Origin of the sequence: Streptomyces sp. 11-1-2 (genome assembly GCF_003595545.1) — a bacterium.
In the GTDB taxonomy this organism is placed as follows: Bacteria; Actinomycetota; Actinomycetes; order Streptomycetales; family Streptomycetaceae; genus Streptomyces; species Streptomyces hygroscopicus_B.
This window is the reverse complement of record NZ_CP022545.1, coordinates 23,653-41,751: the sequence shown is the minus strand read 5'-3', so window position 1 is coordinate 41,751 and position 18,099 is coordinate 23,653. Positions and strand designations below refer to the sequence as shown.

The 18,099-nt window shown below is 69.3% G+C and carries 14 protein-coding genes and 2 pseudogenes; 7 read left to right on the top strand and 9 right to left on the bottom strand.

Annotated elements, in window-relative coordinates; all coding sequences use genetic code 11:
- Positions 1 to 13 precede the first annotated feature (13 nt).
- The 3 genes from CGL27_RS49705 to CGL27_RS00165 all read left to right on the top strand — a co-directional run bounded on the left by CGL27_RS49705 (position 14) and on the right by CGL27_RS00165 (position 2,305).
- Positions 14 to 361: a hypothetical protein gene (locus CGL27_RS49705; protein ID WP_162952815.1), complete on the top strand. Its 348-nt coding sequence runs from the start codon at positions 14 to 16 to the stop codon at positions 359 to 361.
- 1 nt (position 362) lies between these two features.
- Positions 363 to 980 carry a hypothetical protein gene (locus CGL27_RS00170; RefSeq protein ID WP_162952814.1) on the top strand — a complete coding sequence of 206 codons (618 nt, stop codon included), beginning with the start codon at positions 363 to 365 and terminating at the stop codon, positions 978 to 980.
- A gap of 470 nt (positions 981 to 1,450) precedes the next feature.
- Entirely contained in the window at positions 1,451 to 2,305 is an 855-nt protein-coding gene (locus CGL27_RS00165) for an FAD-dependent oxidoreductase (protein WP_205587565.1), read from the top strand.
- Positions 2,306 to 2,475: 170 nt separating this feature from the next.
- Here CGL27_RS00165 and CGL27_RS00160 read toward each other — a convergent pair whose 3' ends face one another.
- The 4 genes from CGL27_RS00160 to CGL27_RS00145 all read right to left on the bottom strand — a co-directional run bounded on the left by CGL27_RS00160 (position 2,476) and on the right by CGL27_RS00145 (position 8,176).
- The gene (locus CGL27_RS00160; protein WP_240450280.1) at positions 2,476 to 4,902 is read right to left on the bottom strand and encodes a glycoside hydrolase family 3 C-terminal domain-containing protein; all 2,427 of its coding nucleotides are present in this window, start codon (positions 4,900 to 4,902) and stop codon (positions 2,476 to 2,478) included.
- Between the two features lie 99 nt (positions 4,903 to 5,001).
- On the bottom strand, positions 5,002 to 5,814 hold the full coding sequence (locus CGL27_RS00155) for a carbohydrate ABC transporter permease (protein WP_119983708.1): 813 nt from the start codon (positions 5,812 to 5,814) through the stop codon (positions 5,002 to 5,004).
- Complete coding sequence (locus CGL27_RS00150) at positions 5,814 to 6,800, bottom strand: sugar ABC transporter permease (RefSeq protein WP_119983707.1); 987 nt, start codon at positions 6,798 to 6,800, stop codon at positions 5,814 to 5,816. Before CGL27_RS00150 ends, CGL27_RS00155 begins: the two co-directional genes overlap by 1 nt.
- 2 nt (positions 6,801 to 6,802) lie before the next feature.
- Entirely contained in the window at positions 6,803 to 8,176 is a 1,374-nt protein-coding gene (locus CGL27_RS00145) for an extracellular solute-binding protein (protein WP_162952813.1), read from the bottom strand.
- Between the two features lie 138 nt (positions 8,177 to 8,314).
- Between CGL27_RS00145 and CGL27_RS00140 the strand changes: the two genes are divergently transcribed.
- Positions 8,315 to 9,058 carry a GntR family transcriptional regulator gene (locus tag CGL27_RS00140; protein ID WP_119983705.1) on the top strand — a complete coding sequence of 248 codons (744 nt, stop codon included), beginning with the start codon at positions 8,315 to 8,317 and terminating at the stop codon, positions 9,056 to 9,058.
- Between the two features lie 30 nt (positions 9,059 to 9,088).
- Here CGL27_RS00140 and CGL27_RS00135 read toward each other — a convergent pair whose 3' ends face one another.
- The 4 genes from CGL27_RS00135 to CGL27_RS00120 all read right to left on the bottom strand — a co-directional run bounded on the left by CGL27_RS00135 (position 9,089) and on the right by CGL27_RS00120 (position 13,889).
- Positions 9,089 to 10,138 carry a BadF/BadG/BcrA/BcrD ATPase family protein gene (locus CGL27_RS00135; protein ID WP_162952812.1) on the bottom strand — a complete coding sequence of 350 codons (1,050 nt, stop codon included), beginning with the start codon at positions 10,136 to 10,138 and terminating at the stop codon, positions 9,089 to 9,091.
- The gene (locus CGL27_RS00130) at positions 10,135 to 11,436 is read right to left on the bottom strand and encodes a glycoside hydrolase (protein WP_119983704.1); all 1,302 of its coding nucleotides are present in this window, start codon (positions 11,434 to 11,436) and stop codon (positions 10,135 to 10,137) included. The genes CGL27_RS00135 and CGL27_RS00130 overlap by 4 nt, the downstream gene beginning before the upstream one ends.
- 56 nt (positions 11,437 to 11,492) lie before the next feature.
- Positions 11,493 to 12,317, bottom strand: coding sequence for a 6-phosphogluconolactonase (locus CGL27_RS00125; protein WP_119983703.1), 825 nt, complete (start codon positions 12,315 to 12,317; stop codon positions 11,493 to 11,495).
- Between the two features lie 384 nt (positions 12,318 to 12,701).
- Positions 12,702 to 13,889: an IS701 family transposase gene (locus CGL27_RS00120; RefSeq protein WP_119994167.1), complete on the bottom strand. Its 1,188-nt coding sequence runs from the start codon at positions 13,887 to 13,889 to the stop codon at positions 12,702 to 12,704.
- Between the two features lie 184 nt (positions 13,890 to 14,073).
- On the opposite strand from CGL27_RS00120, the gene CGL27_RS53375 reads away from it, so the two are divergent.
- The 3 genes and pseudogenes from CGL27_RS53375 to CGL27_RS51290 all read left to right on the top strand — a co-directional run.
- Positions 14,074 to 14,520 carry a hypothetical protein gene (locus tag CGL27_RS53375; RefSeq protein WP_346345718.1) on the top strand — a complete coding sequence of 149 codons (447 nt, stop codon included), beginning with the start codon at positions 14,074 to 14,076 and terminating at the stop codon, positions 14,518 to 14,520.
- A complete protein-coding gene (locus tag CGL27_RS00115; RefSeq protein ID WP_346345717.1) occupies positions 14,517 to 15,533 on the top strand; it encodes an IS3 family transposase in 1,017 nt (338 codons plus the stop codon). The genes CGL27_RS53375 and CGL27_RS00115 overlap by 4 nt, the downstream gene beginning before the upstream one ends.
- Positions 15,534 to 16,234: 701 nt before the next feature.
- Positions 16,235 to 16,402: pseudogene (locus CGL27_RS51290) on the top strand (ISL3 family transposase); the annotation flags it as partial.
- A gap of 11 nt (positions 16,403 to 16,413) precedes the next feature.
- On the opposite strand, the pseudogene CGL27_RS00105 reads toward CGL27_RS51290, so the two are convergent.
- Positions 16,414 to 17,859 (bottom strand): annotated as a pseudogene (locus CGL27_RS00105) (NF041680 family putative transposase).
- Positions 17,860 to 18,099: the final 240 nt, after the last annotated feature.

Here is an 18,099-nt window from a genome sequence, read left to right as displayed (position 1 = left end):
ACAGCCTGCCCCGGTGAGAGCCCAAGCCACCCCGGCAACCGCCGTCGTCCACCACGGTGGATGCGAACAGGCCGACACCGTGTCCGATCTCATGGGGCGAGCCGACGACCTCGAACCCAGCGGTGACCACCTGACACCCGCCGATTGTCCCAGCTCCCGGGCGCCCGGACGGGCGGAACACCAACGAGTGCTCACCCCGCTGGCGTGCACCTCACGGCTCGTGTCGCCAGACCGGGCCATCGTGGGCACGGACTGCGGCTGTCGACTCCGGGACGGCGCGCGCATCGCCGGGGCCGGGCGCCGACGTCTGGCCGCAACGGCCCATCCGATGGCCGAGGCCCCGGCCGCGGCGGGGGCGTGATATGCCCGATCGACGCGATATCGACTGGAAGGCAGTGCCGTTCCGGGGACTCACCGATGGGCTGCGGCCCGAACCGGTAGACCTGGCGACGATCGTGGCCGACCTCCCTGACGGGCTGCTGGACCGGCTCGCCGAGCGGGTGGGCCGGCTCGGCTACATCAATGGGTTCCTCGCGGTCGGCTTGCACCATCCCGGCGCGGTCTTGGCGCTGCTGCACATGACAGAGCAGCTCAAGGCCGCGCTGGACCCCGCGTGTGTGCTGGTGGTAGCCCTCGCCACGCACCATGCGCTCGGCAACGAGTACGAGCGTGTCCAGTACCTGGACGCCGCCCGCGAGTCCGGCATGAGCGAGGCGTGGATCGACGCGGCACAGGGCCGCGCCGCCGGTGGCCTCAACCCCACAGAGGAGGCGGTGCGAAGGCTGACACTCGCCGTGGTATTCGCATCACCGCCGGGGCCGGCCCTGGTAATGGCCGGAGAGCACCTCGACGACCGCGCTCTGGTCGCGATCATCCACTTGGCCGCGCGGTTCGTCGCGACCTCGCGGATCAGCCACGCGCTGAGTCTGCAACCCATGACCGGGCACGCCGACGCCGCGAAGGAGACGAGAGCCCAATGACCAATGAGATGGTCTTTGAGAGATGATCTCTGGGGCAAGCTGCTTGGCGACCCGTGGGTTGAGCACGAACTGTCGCGCCAGAAGCACCCGCAGAGCGGCGGCGATCCGGTGGCATGTACACAGGAATGGTGGCATGTACCCAGGAATGCAGACGTCCAGGAGGATCATCTCTGGACACGTGTCGAGAGCGAGAGCCATTGCCGCGTCGTCGGCTTCAAGGTGGTGACCCACTCGGTCCGAGCTTGGCGACCACCCGCATGGCGTCTAGCCCACCGGACAAGTGCAGAACCTCGTCCACCTCCACCACCAGCCAGTCGACAAGCGAGCCGTCATCGTCGGCGGCGAACTGGTCAGCTGGTCCGCAGCCCTTACCCTGCGCGAGGCAGGCTGCACCCCCGCGCTCATGGTCAGCCAGTACCCGAAGGCCGAGTCCTACGGCGCCTTCTACGCCGCAGGCCGCACTGTGCTGCGTGTCCGTCGCCACCCGCAGCCGTGTCACCCAGGTCATCGGCAAGGGCCACTGCCAGGCCGCCGAGATCGCGCACCTCGACACCGGTATGCGACGCACTGTCGAATGCGACACCGTCGTCTTCACCGGCGACTGGATCCCCGACCACGAACTTGTCCGCACCGGCGGCATCACACTCGACGAGGGCGCCCTTGGCCCTCTCGTCGACACCGCACTGCGCACCAGCCGGACCGGTGTCTTCGCCGTCGGCAACCTGCTGCACCCGGTCGACACGGCCGACGTCGCCGCGCTCGACGGAAAGCACGTCGCCCAGCAGGCCATCAACCACCTGCACGGCCAACCGCGGCCGATTCGTCCGTCTCCCCAAGGCGACCGTCAGTCAGGAAGGAGGCGTCATCGCCCTGCCGTACCCTCGCCTGGCCCGCAGCCCCCGGCCGCGCATTCCGCGTTCCCTCGCCCTCCTCGAAGGAATCTCACACACCGGGGCCCCGGCCCGCATCAGTCTGTAGCTGGGGCACCGCGAAGGGCAGGCCGACGGCCGCCGGCAACCGCGCAGGGGCCGGGGTACCACGACGAGATCCGGCGGCAGATCTGGGGCGACCGGCCCCAGCGGGTGGTCCTGGAACAGCCTGACGCCGAGCACATCCTGCGTGAGGTCACAGGCCGTGTCGGCATTGCCGTACTGGACGAGCACCGGGCGCGGAAGCTCTGCCCGCCCGGGGTGCGGGTGCGACGGTTCGTCGAGCCCGTCCCGACTACCACGCTGGTGGTGGCATGGCGGCCGCGGGCGGGGAACGCACCGGTGGACCGGTTCATCGAGCTGTGCCGGGAGCATCTGGGCCCCGCCGGTCGGTGACAGGATGCGGCGGCGACGGTGTGCGGCCCGGGGTGCGGCCATGCGGCCGGTTCCGGGCCTGAGGGGACGCCGTCGCGGTGACAACGGAAGCGGGTCCCCGCCGTCCTTAACAGGTGCCCCGGCCCGGGGGTCAGGTCCCGGGCCGGGGCACGTATGTGGGATGTCCCGGGTCAGACGTTGATCGTCGTCGCCAGGCGGCGGTCCGTGATCGAGCGGCCCACCTCGATCTCGTACGAACCCTTCACCAGAGACCACGTGCTGGTCTTCTCGTCCCATATTTCGAAGGCGCGCCGCGGGAGGCCGATGGTGACCTCGGCGTTCTCGCCGGGCCCGGCCTCGACACCGGCGAAGCCGGCCAGCCAGCGGGCGGGGCGCTCGGCGTCCGGCTCGCTGGGGGAGAGGTAGACCTGGACGACCTCGCGGCCCGCGCGCTCACCGGAGTTGTGGAGGCGGACGGTCACCGTGGTGCCGTTTGACTCGACGGACTCGTAGGCCCAGTCGGTGTAGCCGAGCCCGTGTCCGAAGGCGTAGGCCGGGGTGCGGCCCTCCTTCTCCCAGGCGCGGTAGCCGATGAACACGCCCTCGGAGTAGGGGAGTTCACCGCCCTCCGGGGCCACTTGGACGACCGGGGCATCGTCGAGGGAGCCCCAGGTGGTGGGGAGCCGGCCGCCGGGCTCCTGGGCGCCGGTGAGTACCTCGGCGAGGGCCGAGCCGGCCTCCTGGCCGGGGAACCAGCTCAGCAGCACGGCGGCCGGCTCCTCCCGCCACGGAAGCTCCACCGGGGAGCCGGAGTTGATGATCACGACGGTGCGGGGATTGGCGGCGGCCACGGCGCGGACCAGGTCGTCCTGCCGGCCGGGGAGACGCAGATCGGTGCGGTCGAAGCCCTCCGACTCGACCCGCTCGGTGGTGGCGACGACGACCACGGCGGTGTCGGCGGCGCGGGCGGCCTCGACCGCCTCGGCGATCAGCTCATCGGGGTCGCGCCGCGGCCCCTGGTGGGCGAGGGCGAAGGTGATGTCCTTCATGAGGGCCTCGTCCTCGGACACCGCGACGTCGTGGATGAGGGACACTTCGACGGCTTCCCCGGCGGTGAGCCCGGCCTCGGCGCGCGGTACGGGGGCATCGAAGATCCCCGAGAAGGGGTCGCCGTTGTCGAGGCGCTGGACGTCGTCGTAGTGCGTGGTGCCGTCGACGCTGAGCCGGAACGCGCCGAGCCCCTTGATGCCGAAGGTGTGCGGCCCGGTCTCGCGCGGGGTGAACGTGCCGGTGAGCTCGACGGTGTGGAGGCGCTGGATGGTGACGCCCTTGGGGAGGTCCACACCGGACCAGTGGATCTGTCCGTCGGGGACGCGGCAGGTGCCGATGACGGTGCCGTCGATGTCCCGGCACACGGCGCTGAGCTCGAAGTCCTGGCCGGCGACGGTGAGTTCGGTACCGGGGTCGGCGCCGACGGCGTAGCTGAGGGTGCCCTCGGGGAGAGCGGCGGTAAGGCCGTCGAGCGGGGAGACGATCCTGGAGGGGAAGACCGTGGCGGAGCCGCCACCGAGGACGCGGGCGTCGCGGGCGGCGGCGCCGATCAGTGCCACCGTCCCGGGCTTCAGCGGCAGGGCTTCGCGCTCGTTGCGGAGCAGGACGAAGGAGCGGCGGGCGATCTCGCGTGCCAGGTCCTCGCCGTCGATGAGGTCCGGCAGGTCGGTGACGACGGGGTTGGCGCCCTCCAGGATGCCGACGCGGGCGGCCAGCCGCAGCACATTGCGTACGGCGTCGTCGACCGTGGTCTCCTCGACCCGGCCGTCCCGCACCGCCTGGGCGAGGGCGTCGCCGTAGACCGTCGTCGGGCCGGGCATGGCCACGTCGAGGCCGCCCTCGATGGCGCCCTTCGTCGACCGGGCGGCCGTCCAGTCCGAGACGTTGAAGCCGTCGAAGCCCCACTCGGCGCGCAGGATCTCGTTCACCAGGCGGCGGTGCTCGGTCATCGTCGTGCCGTTGACCGCGTTGTAGGCGGTCATGATGCCCCAGGGGCGGGCTTTCCCGACGATGATCTCGAAGGGAGCCAGGTACAGCTCGCGCAGGGCGCGCTCGGAAATCAGGTTGTTCACGGTGAAGCGGTCGGTCTCGGCGTCGTTGGCGACGAAGTGCTTGACCGTGGTGCCCACGCCGCCGGACTGGACGCCGTTCACATAGCCGGCGCCGATGATGCCGGTCAGGTACGGGTCCTCGCTGTATGCCTCGAAGTGACGGCCGCCGAGCGGGGAGCGGTGCAGGTTGACGGTCGGGGCGAGCAGGACGTGCACGCCCTTGCGGCGGGCCTCCTGGGCGAGCAGGGTGCCTGCGCGGTGGGCCAGGTCCTGGTCCCAGGTCGCGGCGAGCGCGGTCGGGGACGGCAGGGCGATCGACGGGTCGTCGGCGGTCCAGCGCACACCGCGCACCCCGATCGGGCCGTCGGACATGACCAGGGACTTCAGACCGATCTCGGGGAGCGCCGGCAGGGACCACCTGTCCTGCCCGGCCAGGAGCCGGGCCTTCGCGCTCAGATCGAGCCTGGCGAGGGCCGCATCGACGACCGCCTCGCGGGCCCGTTCCGCCTGTGCCACGAGGGCACCTCCTTGTTGAAAACCATTCATCAAGTAACCATTCGCGGTAAAGGGGTAAATTCCTTGGTGTTTCATTACGTTTCGTGGCAGACCGGTGTCTCAGCCCTTGACCGCGCCGGAGAGCATGCCGCGGATGAACTGCCGCTGGCAGAACACGTACAGGCCCACGACCGGGACGGAGAACAGCACCGCCGCCGCCGCAAGCAGGTTGACGTGCACCAGGTAGCGGCCGGAGAAGGCGCCCAGGCCCAGCGTCATCGGTTGGTGAGCCGGATCGGAGACCAGGATCAGGGAGAGGAAGTAGTCGTTCCAGGTCCACATGAAGTTGAGCAGCACAAAGGTGACGATCGCGGGCCGGGAGATCGGCAGATAGATCCGCCACAGCGCGCTCCAGGTGCCGGCGCCGTCCACCTGAGCCGACTCGCCGATGCTGGACGGCACCGTGCGGAAGGCCGCGCGCATCCAGAACGCGCCGAAGCTCACGCCGGTGCCCACATGCGCGAGGATGATGCCCTGGTAGGTGTCGGTCAGTCCCTGCGACTGGAAGTCGTAGTACAGCGGGACGACGATCGCCTCCAGGGGGATCATGATCCCGAAGAGCATCAGCGGAAAGAGCAGCTTTTCCCCCACCACCCCCAGTACTCCGAAGGCATAGCCGCTGAGGATCGCCAGCACGGTCGAGACGGCCACCGCCGTACCGGTGATGATCAGGCTGGACTTCAGATATTGCGTGAGGCCGGCCTGCTGCCAGGCATCGGTGAAGTTGGACCACTGCATATGACCGAAGTCCAGTGTCCCGGTGATCTCGGGGCTCACCGCGACGCCCAGGGTCCAGATCACCGGGAAGAGGACCGCGGCGGCGAGCAGGGTCAGAAAGGCGTAGTTGAAAACCTTTTCCCGCGTGGAGATCATCAGTCGTCACTTTCGGAGAGCTTGACCACGGCCAGCGACACGATCAGCGCGACCACCGCCAGCACCACGCCGATGGCGCAGGCCGCGCCGACGTCCGGATTGCTGAAGGCCCTCTTGTAGAGCACCACGGTGGGGGTGATGGTGGAGGTTCCCGGGCCTCCCTTGGTGGTGAGCCAGACGATGTCGAAGACCCTGATCGCACCGAGCAGGGTGAGGGTCAGCGCCACGGCGAGCTGTCCACGCAGGCCCGGCAGGGTCACCGTGAAGAACTCCCGTACCGGACCCGCCCCGTCCATGCGCGCGGCGTCGTAGAGCTCGTTCGGGATGTTCTGCGCTCCGGCCGCGAACAGCACCATGCACAGCCCGAACGCCCCCCAGGTTCCGGCCAGGCCGAGGGCGGGCAGCGCCCAGGTGAAGTCGCCCAGCCAGCCACGGGTCAGCCCGTCCAGGCCGAAGGCGGTGAGCACGCTGTTGAGGGGCCCGTCCGGGGCGTAGATCTGCTTCCACACCACCGCGACGACGGCCGGGGTGAGCACCTGGGGAAGGAAGATGATCCACCGGTAGACCCCGGCACCGCGCGTGTCCTTGCGTGCGGTCAGTGCCGCACTCGCCATCCCCAGGGTGACCGGCAGGAGGGAGAAGAAGACGATGAAGAACAGGGTGTGGCCGACCGCCTGACGCAGCGTCGGATCCGAGAAGAAGTCGGTGTAGTTCTCCACTCCCGCCCAGGTGGCCGCCGTGATTCCATCCCAGTGGTAGAAGGACAGCCGCACCCCCTGCCCGGCCGGCAGCAGCACCACGCAGGCGTAGATCAGCAGTGCGGGGGCGAGATACATAAGCCCCAGCCAGCGGCGGCGCCGGCGCGAGGACGACCGAGCGCGGTTCGTGCGCCGCGGGGGATGGACGGCTTCGCCGCCCGCGGTCGCGGTGGCGGGCGCGGTCACGGCGACGGCCTCGGAGGCGCGGCTTTCGTTGAGTGTGGCCATGGCTACCTCGCCAGGCCCTTCACAAAGGCGGTGGCATCCTCGTCGGCGGCGGTGACCACTGCTTTCGGCGTGGACTTTCCGGCCAGCGTGTTCTGCATGGCGCGGTTGATGGTGTCCAGCATCGTCGGTGTGGTCCAGTCCAGATAGGGCACGGATGTGCCCTCCGTCGATATCTGCCGGGCAATGGCCACATCATCGCTGAACAGCGGGTCCCCGGCGGGGGCCTTCACATCCGGGTGCAGCAGTGGCATCGTGCCGTGCCGGACGGCGAGTTCGGCCGCCTGCTCACTGGCCGCGAACTGGAGGAAGGCCGCGGCGGCGTCGGCGTGCTTGGACTTCGAGGCGATGGAGAAGTTGGTCGCGGAGGAGGCCGTGGCCACCGGCTTGCCGCCGTCCGCGCGGGGCAGAACGAACGAACCGAAGCCCTTGGATTGCCCCGGTTTGAACGGGAGCGAACCCGAGTAGTTGAAGTGGAACAAGCCCTTTCCATTCACGAAGGACTGGGCAGCGTCGTCCGAGGCGGTCCCGGCGTAGTCCTTGACCAGGTAGCCCTTGTCGGCCCACTGCTTGAAGGCGGACACCGCGTGCGAGAAGCCGGTCTGGGCGATCTTCGCATCGTCGTGCGAGTAGACGAAGTCGGAGATCTTGCTCTGCGCGCCCAAGGCGTCCATCAGTGAGAAGAGCGGCATGGTGATGCCGACCTGGTCCGAGGTGCCCACCGTGACGGGGGCGATGCCGCCCGCCTTGGCCTTGGCGAGAGTGGCCTGGAATTCGGCGTAGCTGTGCGGGACCCTGGCGCCGATCTTCTTGAGCAGGGCCCGGTTGTAGTAGACCTCGATCAGTGAGGCACGGGCGACCGGGGCGCCGAACAGCGAACCGGTGCCCATCTGCTTGCCGTCGGGGCTGAACTCGTGCTCACTCAGGATGGACTGCGGAAACGCCTGCTTCCATCCGTAGGCCTTGGCGTAGTTGTCCAGGTTGAGCACCAGCCCGCCGCGAACGAGGGTTCCCAGCGACTGCCAGCCGTTGTTTGCCGGGACGATGTCCGGGGGGTTGGCGGACTTCAGCTTGAGCGGCAGGGCGGCCATCACCTGGTCCCAGGGCAGCGAGTTCCGCTCGATGGTGATGTTGGGGTACTTCTTCTCGAATGCCTTGACGACGTCCTTCATCCAGGCGTTGTCAGGGTCGCCGGTGAAGTAGTCCAGTACGTGCAACGTGACCTTGCCCATCGCGGCTGGATCGGTGGCGACCGCGCCTGGTTTCGCGGAGTTGTCCGCGCTGTTTCCATTGGTGCCCGGCATACAGCCGGCGAGCAGGCCGGCCGCCAATGGCGCCAGTGCGCCGGCGATCCGTCGAGTTCTGCGGTGCGAGACCACGGTGTCTCCTGTCCTCGATGGGATGTCCCGAAAGCCCGGATGCGGGCGAGCCTAAAACGCAGCAGACCACTTAGTCCAGATGTAGGAACCTGGTTTGTTTACTCCACTCGGCAGACCAGTCTTGGTAACGTAATGGGCATGACGAGCGTGGAGGACACCAAGGCGGGGGCCGCCGTTGCGCAGACCTACCGCCGACTCAGCGACGCGTTGCGCCGCGGGGTCTATGCAGCGGGAAGCCGGTTGCCGGGGGAGCGGGACCTCGCCGCGGATCTCGGAGTCAGCCGCTCCACCCTGCGCCTGGCGCTGGGCCGGCTGGCCGAGGAGAACAGGCTGGAACGCTCCTCGCAGCGCGGCTGGTTCGTCCGCCGTAACGTCGTCGGCGAACCGCCGAGCACCTTGCAGAGCTTCTCCGAGATGGCGCGCGCCCGCGGGCTGCGCCCGCAGTCCGAGGTGCTGCGCCGCCGCGCCCGCCCGGCCACCTTCGAAGAGGCCGAGCAACTCTCCGTCGCTCCCGCCTCCCAGGTCCTCGAACTACGGAGGCTGCGCCGCATGGACGGAGTGCCGGTGTGCGTGGACTCCAGCGTGGTGGTCCTGGCCCTCGCACCCCGGCTGGCCGAGATCGACCTCACCGACCGTTCCCTGTACGAGACTTTGGAGCGGGATTGCGGGCTGCGTATCGCCCGCAGCTCCTACACGGTCCACGCGGCGGCGGCCGACCGGGCCACCGCCGAACTGCTGGACATCGAGCCGGGCGACCCGGTGCTGATCGGCGAGGAGCTGACCTACTCCGACGACGGCTCGCTGGTGCTGACCGGCCGGATGGTCTACCGCAGCGATGCCTACCGCTTCCAGGCCGACCTGTTCCGCCCGGTGCGCCCCTGACACCGACGGCGAGCGCCGGGGCGCCGCGTCTCACGTGGCCAGGAACTCCCGGGGCGGCAGGCTCCCCGTCACCTTCTCCAGCACGGCGTCGGCCACCACCGGGTCCGCCAACGCCACCCCGCCCTCGGCGAGGGCGTCCAGCAGCGCCCCTGCCACCGGTGGCAGGGAGCCGCGGTGCAGCACCGCTCCGGGGATGTGCTCGGGCAGTTCCGCGAACAGCGCATCGGCGACCGGAGAGCCCTCCGCCATCAGGACCGAGCCCGACAGCACGACACTCACCGGCCCTCCCGCCTGCGCCAGTCCGGTGCGCCGCGCGGCCACCCCGGCGTACTGGGCCAGATGGCGTCCTTGCGCCCGGACGATCTCCACGGCCGCCGGATCACCCGCCGCGGCGACCGTCGCGACCACCCGCGCACAACTGGTCCGTTCGCGGCCCGAGGCACGCGCCTCACGGCGGGTCAGCCAGTGGTTGAGGGCCGCCACGGTGGGCTTGCCGTAGTGCGCGAGCAGGGCTTCGGTCAGGGCGGTCGGCCGGCCGAGCCCCAACTCGGCCAGGAACACCGCCCGGAACGCCTCGTTCGCCAGCCCCGTGGCGCCCATGCCGTACTGGCCCCACCAGCCCATGTCCCACAGCTCACCGCCTGGCCCGCGGGCGGCGATCGCCCCCGACGTCCCGCCGGTCACCGAGATGCCGACGCCGCGGGCATCGCCGCACCGGATGGCGGCATAGCCGTCGTTGAGGATGCTGCGCCCGGTCAGGACGCCGGGACAATGACGCGTCAGAGCCGCGTCCCAGTAGCCCTGGTCCTCGGGCCAGTCGACCCCGGCCAGCCGGAAGGCCACACTCCGGACGGCCCGGAGCTCCGCCCCGGCCTGGGCCAGGGCCGCCCGCACCGCCGCCAGCACTTCGGACACGGCCGCCTCGGGGGTCGGCGCCCCGTAGATGTCCCCACACCCCGAACGCCCGGCGCCCACCACCTCACCGGAGGCGGTGGACACCAGGGCCGCGGTCTTGCTGTTGCCCGCGTCCACGCCCAGGTAGAGCGCGGACGCGGGACGTGCCGTCTGAGCCCGCGTCACGGCAGCAGACGCTCCGGCAGCCAGGCCCGCTGCGCCGTGGCCAGCTCGGCGTACAGCGCCTCGGCCACCGGCAGCGAGGGCACCAGCGGATTGGCCGTCATGGCTCGGACGGCGTCCGCGGCGGTGCCCTCCCAGGCCGCCTTGGCGGTGAGGATCTGGTACTCGGCCAACTGCTGGACGATGCCGCGCACCGAGTGCGGCAGCGGCTTCTGCTCCTCGGGGTGGAAGCCCGTGCCGTCCACGGTGCCCCACAGCTCCACGACGGTCGACTCTTCGAATCCGGGCAGCCAGCCGCCGGTGTTGGTGATGTTGAAGGGCAGACGCGCCGGGGCGTCGTTGTAGAACGCGCTGATCGCCTCGATGGCCAGCTCCAGCTCGTGGATCCCGCCGCGCGAGCGGTCCTTCTCCAACTGCGGGGCGTCGGAGGCGGCCTGCTCCCGGTAGTGCTCCCAGTAGTCGGGCAGCGAGTCCAGGATGACCTCGGAGCGGGTCTTGGCGGCCAGCTGCCGCTCGCGCAGGATCTCGTCCTTGAAGTAGTAGTAGTTGAAGTAGTCGGAAGGAATGGACTCCATCGCCACCGCCAGGTGCAGCGCACGCATGCCGTTGCGGTCCTCGGTGGGCTTGTCCTTCAGCGCCTCGTAGCGCTCGCGCAGGATCGGGAAGGCGTCCTGTCCGTCGTAGGTCGCCTCGTTCGACCAGCAGTTGTGGTTGACGCCGGCGAGGTTGGCCTTGAGCTTGTCCGGGTCGAGCCCGGCGGCCTTGGCGACGACCGGCGGGAAGACGATCGGGCCCTCGCAGAAGGAGACGATCGGGATGTCGGTGTAGTCGGAGACCGCCTGGGAGACGATGTTGACCGGATTGGTGTAGTTGAAGATCCGGGCGCGGGGTGCGACGTCGGCCAGATTGGCGCAGACCTCCTTGATGATGTTGATCGAACGCAACGCCATCATCATGCCGCCCGGCCCCTGCGTCTCCTGGCCGATGACCCCGTACTTGAGCGGGATCCGCTCGTCCAGCGCACGGGCCTCGAAGCCGCCGGGACGGTAGCTGCTGAGCACGGCGTCGACGTCGCGCAGGCCCTCGCGCTGGTCGGTCGCGGTGCTGATGGTGATGTCGAGGCCCGCGTTGCGGGCCATCTTCTCGGTGATGGTCCGGACCACATCGAGCCGGTCCTGATCGAGGTCGATCAACACGAACTCGGAGCCGTCGAACTCCTTGCCGTGGTGCATGAAGGAGGCCATGGTCCCCGCTCCACGCGAGGAGCCACCACCGAGGTAGGCAATCTTGACGCGAGCCATCGATCCTCCAGGATCTCTTGGTGATTCAGCTTGGGATTCCGATGTGCGCTGCGGCTTCAGAGCGAGGTGAGTGCCGCTGAGGCGGCCACTGCCGCCTGGTCGAGGTAGAGCCGCGGGCGCGCGCAGTCGGCGAAGACGGTGGCGGGCCAGTCGGCCTCGTACCCTTCCGCCTGGGCGAGCCGCGCCGCCGCCTTGCCCTTGTCGCTGCCGTGGGCCACCATCACCACCCGCTTGGACTGGGTGCGGATGGTGCCGATGCCGACCGTGACCCCGTGGCGGGGAACGTCGTCCAGTCCGCCGAATGTCGGGAAGGTCGCCAGGTTGTCGGTCCTGGTCTGTTCGCCCAGCGGGACCACCCTGGTCCGCGAGTCCGCCGGGCTGCCCGCCGGGTTGAAAGCGATGTGCCCATCGCCCGCCCCGGAGGCCAGCAGGAACAGATCGATCCCGCCGAGCTCCGCGATCCGCCGGTCATAGGCTTCGGGATCGGCCGGATCCGGCCCCCACAGCCGCTCCGGCGCGATCCCCCGCCCAGGCCCCGCCGCGGCGTTCATCCGTCCCACGATCTCCTCTCGCCCGAAGCGAAGGCAGCTGTGGGGCAGTCCGGAGTCGATCGCGCGGTACTCCCGGCCGTGCGAACCCGGTGGCGTGGCCTCGACGTACTCGTCCATCATCACGATGACGACGTGCCCCAGGTCCAGCCGCCGCGCGGCCACCTCGTCCGCCAGCCCCCGGTAGGTGCTGGTGGCACTGCGCCCGCCCGGACACCCGAGCACATACGGCCGCCCGGCTCGCGCGGCATCCTCGATTTCCACGGCGATCTCCGCGGCCAGCTTGCGCCCCAGGGCCTCTGGGCCCGGGAAGACGATCGGCGACACCCGCACAGGAGGAACTCCCTCTCGGTCAACTCTTTCGCAGACCAGTTACGCCACAGACCATACTGTGGTCTGACTGGTATAGGCAATGCTCAAAAGGTGACGACCTGCGGAGCGGCGCAGCGGGAGTCCAGCCCGGTACCCGTCCATGGCCAGGCCGTCTTCTACGACAAGCTCGCCACCCGGGCTGGCACCGGTGATCTGTGACGATGGCCCCTAGTACTGCAGCAGCGTTTCGCTATCTGGCCTGGTCAGGGGTGTCGTCCGGAGTGTAGTGGGCTGGTGGTGTGTCAGGGGCGGTCTTGCCGGAGTGCCCCTCCAACGAGTGGAGTCGTCGCCGGTAGTGGCAGTGGCGGGCGACGAGCTGGCGCCTGCGGCGCCAGCGTGACCAGTTCAGCATGTGCGCGCGAAGCGACCGGTCGGGTCGGCGGTTGCCGGTGAGGCGAGGCGCCAGGAGCCGCCGGACTTCTGCCACGGTGAGCGGAGCCAGGGGGCCGGAAGCGTTTCTGCACCCCCCTTTGCTCCCGCGTCGGCCGCCATGACCGCGAGGTAGGCATGGGCAAGCATGGCCAGGGTGATGTGCCGGTACCAGCCGATGTAACGGCGGACCTCGTACTGGTCCAGGCCGCACTCGTTCTTCGCGGCCTGGAAGCACTCCTCGATCTGCCGGCGCATCCCGGCGATCCGCACCAGGTCGGCCACCGCGGCCTCCCGTGGGGCGTAGGCGAGGAAATACGCGATCTCCTCGGGCTTGCTGGGATTGCGGCGGGCCAGTGCCCACCGCCGACGGACGGGAACCTCGCCCTGGTAGTCGAACTCGGCCACCGTGGGCAATTCCAGTGCCGCCCAGTGGTAGAGCCGCGGCCCCTTGGCCCCGTCGCCGCACGAGATCGGCTCCCATGCCTCCACGGGGGCCTGAGCGAAGAGGTGGTCGATGCGCGGGCCGAAGACCTGCTGGGACTTGGGCACTGCGAGCACATAGCCGAGACCGGACTGCTCCAGCAGACGGCGGAAGCGTCCCTCTTGCCCGTAGGCGGCGTCCGCGGCCACCCAGGCGAGGGGGAGATCGGAGGCCAGGGCACGCAGTACGAGGCGCTTGGCCAGCTCTCCCTTGGTGGCGAAGCCGCGTTCGTCGGGGACTTTCGCCGCCCGGCAGCGCTCGCGGTCGTCCGTCCACGACCTGGGCAAGTACAGCTCCCGGTCCACCAACGCCCGTCCGGTGCTGGTGGCGTAGGCGGCGAAGACACCGATCTGGCAGTTCTCGGTGCGGCCGGCGGTGCCGGAGTATTGGCGCTGCACTCCGGCCGAGGTGGTGCCCTTCTTGATGAAGCCGGTGTCATCGATGACGAGCACCCCGCCGTCATCGCCGAGGTGCCTGGCGACATATGACTGCAGGTCGTCGCGGACGTCGGCGGCGTTCCAGGTTGCTCCATTCAGCAACCGCTGGAGGCCATCGGGGGTGCGATGCCCGGCGAACTCGGCCAGTTGCCAGCCGTTCTTGCGGCCGACAGGGGCGAGCAGGCCCCGCACATAGTCCCGCATCCGGCGCCGCAGGTCGGCACGGCCAAACCGGTGGCCGATGCAGAGGAAGAGGTCGTCGAGTTCTCGTTCCCAGGCCGCGTCCGCATGTTCGTCGATCACGTTGGGAGGCTGTCCGTATCACAGCCCGGCCATTTCCCCGATCCACTCCCTGTCAGACTCTCGTGAGACATGAGGACAATCGAGTCTTCTGTTGTTAGTAGGGCGAGAACAGGATCTTTCGAGCGTGACGCTGAGCAATGCCGATCTCCTGGCCGGTGTGGCCGATGATGAGGTCGTGGGCAAGAAGAAGCGCGGTCCCCGCGCGGGCGGGCCGAAGCGGCGGACCTTCACCGCGGAGTACAAGCTGCGGATCGTGGAGGAGTACGAGCGGCTGACCGAGCCGGGCGCGAAGGGCGCGCTTCTGCGCCGTGAGGGGTTGTACCACTCGCACATCATCGACTGGAGGACCGCCCGGGACGCGGGCGCACTGGATGCGCTGGCCGCCAGGCCGTCCGGACCGACGGGCAAGAGCGCGGCCGAGAAGGAAGCCGAGCGGCTGCGGGGGGAGAACGAGAAGCTGGCCGCAGAGCTGGCCAAGTCCCAGAAGGCGCTGGCCATCCTGGGAAAAGCACACGAGCTCTTGGAACTGCTCTCCGAGAGCGAGGACTCCGAGCCCAAGCGGAGGAAGTGATCACCGAGGCGTTCGCCGCCCTGGAGTCGGTCGTCGGGATCAAGCCGGCCTGCGAGCTGACCGGCCGCTCGCGGGCCACCGTCTACCGGCAGCGCCACCCCAAGCCCCGCGTGGCCGGGCCGCGCCGGCCGCCGGCAACGCACCCGGCGGCCCTGTCCGAGCTGGAACAGGCACGGGTACTGAGCGTGCTGCGCTCGCAGCGGTTCGTGGACAAGTCCCCCGCGCAGATCTGGGCCACCCTGCTGGACGAGGGCACCTACCTGTGCTCGGTGTCCACGATGTACCGGCTGCTGCGTGAGCACGGTGAGGTCCGCGAGCGCCGCGCGCAGGCCGCCCACCCGCCCAGGACCAAGCCCGAGCTGGTGGCCACCGGCCCGAGCCAGGTGTGGACCTGGGACGCCACCAAGCTCAAGGGCCCCGACCGCGGGATGTACTACGACCTGTTCGTGATGCTCGACATCTACTCCCGCAAAGCGGTCCACTGGCTCGTCGTGCCGCGCGAATCGGCCGCACTGGCCAAGGAGTTCATCGAAGACGCCTTCCGCGCCAACGGCGGGGTCGTCCCGGACGTGGTCCACGCCGACCGGGGCACCTCGATGACCTCCAAGCCAGTCGCCCAGCTGCTCGTCGATCTGAACATCGTCCGCTCGCACTCACGGCCACGCGTGTCCAATGACAATCCGTACTCGGAAGCAAACTTCAAGACCCTGAAGTACTGCCCGGTCTTCCCCGACCGGTTCGGCTCACTGGCCGACGCCCGCGCCTTCTGCCAGCGGTTTTTCACCTACTACAACACCGTCCACCGGCACTCCGGCATCGGACTGCACACCCCCGCATCCGTCCACGACGGCACCGCAGTCACGATCCGAGCCCGGCGGGCCGACGTCCTGGCCGACGCCTACGCCACCAACCCGCACCGGTTCCGCCGAAGACCGACGCCACCCCGCCTCCCGAAGGCGGCCTGGATCAACCAACCCGCCAAGGAGAAGCATCAGGAAGAACCCGCAGCCTGACGTGTCTCACCGAAATTGACAGGCACCGACCCGGCCACGCTGCCGCCGAACGCCACCTGGCACTTGTCGACCAACCTGCCCCATCCTGACGTACCGCACACCGCCACCAGCCTCCATCCGCCCAGAGCTACAAACAGTTCAAGGACGAACTGGGCTGCGCCGACTTCCGAGTACGCTCCGATACCGCCATCCGCACCACCAAGCCTTGGTGCATGCACTGCGCTTTCTCCCTCTGCTGGGACCAGTGGTTCGCCTTACCCGGCCCCTTGGACCCTTCTGCGTCGGACCCACGCCCCGACGACCGGCCACCAGAGAGGGGGACCAATCGAACCCCACCTGCCCCAACTGCCCTGTTGGCCCCGGGCCTTACGCTCGGTCCGCTCCCGGCTCACCCCGGCCACCACCCTCAACCGCTGGTGGCGAGCCTGGACGGACAAGGACCCACCCGCCGAGCTCCAGACCCTGATCGACACGGTCACCACCGGACACGGCATCTCTCCACCGCCGTGTCTAACGAACTACCGGTGACTGCTGACGCCTCGAACATGGTCAGTTCGTACTCGATGGGCGTCAACCGGCGGACTGCTGCAGGGACAGGTGACACCTGACCTTGCTTGCTGAGAGGAGGCGGATCTGTAGAGTTAACGGCTCTGTCTTACATTCGGTGGTGACGGAGGGTTGTGGGGGTCGTTGGCCATCGTGTGCGCGATGACAACTCCTTTGTGAGGACGGTGTTTTCGGGTTTGACTCCCCTGACTGTCGAGGAAGTGGTCGACGAAGGAGAGCGGATCTTGGTGCGGGCCCGGACACCGGATGATCCGGTGCCGTGCCCGGACTGTGGGGTGCCGTCCGGCCGCGTCCACGGGTATTAGCTTGGCGTTTATCCTCGGCGGGCTTGGTGTTCCTTGATTGACTCGGCGCGTTTAAGCGTCTTGCCGACGTCGTGGTGCCTGGCCCGGTGTTTGTTCTTCGAGCCTGCAGGCCGTCCCGGGCCCGGCCGGGACGGTTTTGGTGCGGCCGCCGGGCGGGCCGTGGTCGCGCGGACGTTGCGAAACCCCCGGCGCACCCGGGCGGGGGTGAGTCGGCGGGGCTCGGCCGGTCGTTCCCAGGGGCGGCGGAGGTCCTCGGCGAGGGGCCGCGCGAGGCGGAGCTGGGTGTGGGCGGCGAGGATGAGCCAGGTCCACAGGTCGGCGGTGTCCGCGTGGCGGACCTTCGGGGCCGTCCAGCCGAGGGTCTGTTTCATGAGCCGGAAGGTGTGCTCAAGATCGAACCTGCGCAGGAAGGACTGCCACCAGCGCTCCACGTCCGCCGGTGTGGCGGCGGTGGCCGAGCACCACAGCCAGACCGGTTTCGGGTCGCGGTCGCCCGGCAGGCGCTCGATCTGCAGCCGCACCAATGTGCCGTGCAGGATGGGCAGTTACTCTTTCGCGTGGTTCAGCCAGGGGCCCCTGTGGGTGAGCCGGGGATGCATCCGGTCCCAGGCCATCGCCTCGGCCTTGCCGTAGCGGATGGTGTCCGTGACCGTGGTGACCTCGGGTTCGTGCCAGCTGTCGGGCTTGGCGAAGGTCAGGACGCCGCCGTGCCGACGCGGCCGTCCACCCTTCGGCCTAGAGCGGGCAGGGCCGGGGTCACGGAACATAACGCGGTCCGAGCGCAGGCGTCCGACCAGGACTACGGGAAGGTCCGCCAGAGCATGGGAGAGGTAGGCGACGTCGTAGCCGGAGTCCATGACGATCCAGATCTCCGGATCACCCGCCCGCCACTGCTGGGTGTGGACCAACCGGTCGACGACATCGCGTAGTTGGGCAGCGGTGACGGCGGTCGCGTCGTCCGCCGGCCCCAGGCGCACGGCGTCCAGCAACGCGACCCAGGAGGTCCGGCCGGTCTCCAGAGCGGCGACGAAGGAATACGGCCAGCCCGGCACGAACTGATCCCTGCTGCGGGCACCGCGTCCGTAGACGTGGCAGAACAGCCGGTCCGCGCTGGTCGGGGCATCTGGGCGGAGCCAGTTGCTCACGTCCACGGCCAGCACGATCCGCCCGTCGGCCGCCCTCGGCAGCGGCAGGCCCGCCAGCGCGCGCCGCAACCGCGCCGGCTCCAGCCAGCCCCGGTCCAACGCCGCGTACATCGCCCCGTGCCCGCGCCGGTGCTCAACCGCCAGCGACAACTCGACCAGCGTCTTCACCGGCCCGTCCGCACACAGCACTGCGTCCGTGAGCTCGAAGAGCGCATCCGCGCGGGCGTAAAGGCACTCGTAGAACTCGACCCGAAAGCGGGACAAGACGTCGAACGCCTCGCCCGCGGGCGCGTGGACCGGGAGACTCATGGCAGCGGCCGTTCTCTTGTACTTCGTGACTCGACATCTCGAAGCGTGGAGGACGGCCGCCTCCGCTGTCCCGGGAAGAACCGCAGATCAGCAGGTCGGGTGACCTACGAGGTTAAACGCCAAGATTAGAACCCGTTTCAGAACTTGCGACAGGAGCGTTGGCCCGCGCCCGCCGCGCTGACTCTTCCGTCCCGGGCAGGGTGGCCGGGTCCGTCTTCCCGGCACCTGCGCCCTGGGGAG

What these genes read in the sequence shown, in the direction of transcription:
- CGL27_RS00170 (WP_162952814.1), top strand. Translation starts at nt 363, where the DNA reads ATGCCCGATCGACGCGATATCGACTGGAAGGCAGTGCCGTTCCGGGGA.
- CGL27_RS00155 (WP_119983708.1), bottom strand. Translation starts at nt 5,814, where the DNA reads ATGATCTCCACGCGGGAAAAGGTTTTCAACTACGCCTTTCTGACCCTG.
- CGL27_RS00150 (WP_119983707.1), bottom strand. Translation starts at nt 6,800, where the DNA reads ATGGCCACACTCAACGAAAGCCGCGCCTCCGAGGCCGTCGCCGTGACC.
- CGL27_RS00140 (WP_119983705.1), top strand. Translation starts at nt 8,315, where the DNA reads ATGACGAGCGTGGAGGACACCAAGGCGGGGGCCGCCGTTGCGCAGACC.
- CGL27_RS00130 (WP_119983704.1), bottom strand. Translation starts at nt 11,436, where the DNA reads ATGGCTCGCGTCAAGATTGCCTACCTCGGTGGTGGCTCCTCGCGTGGA.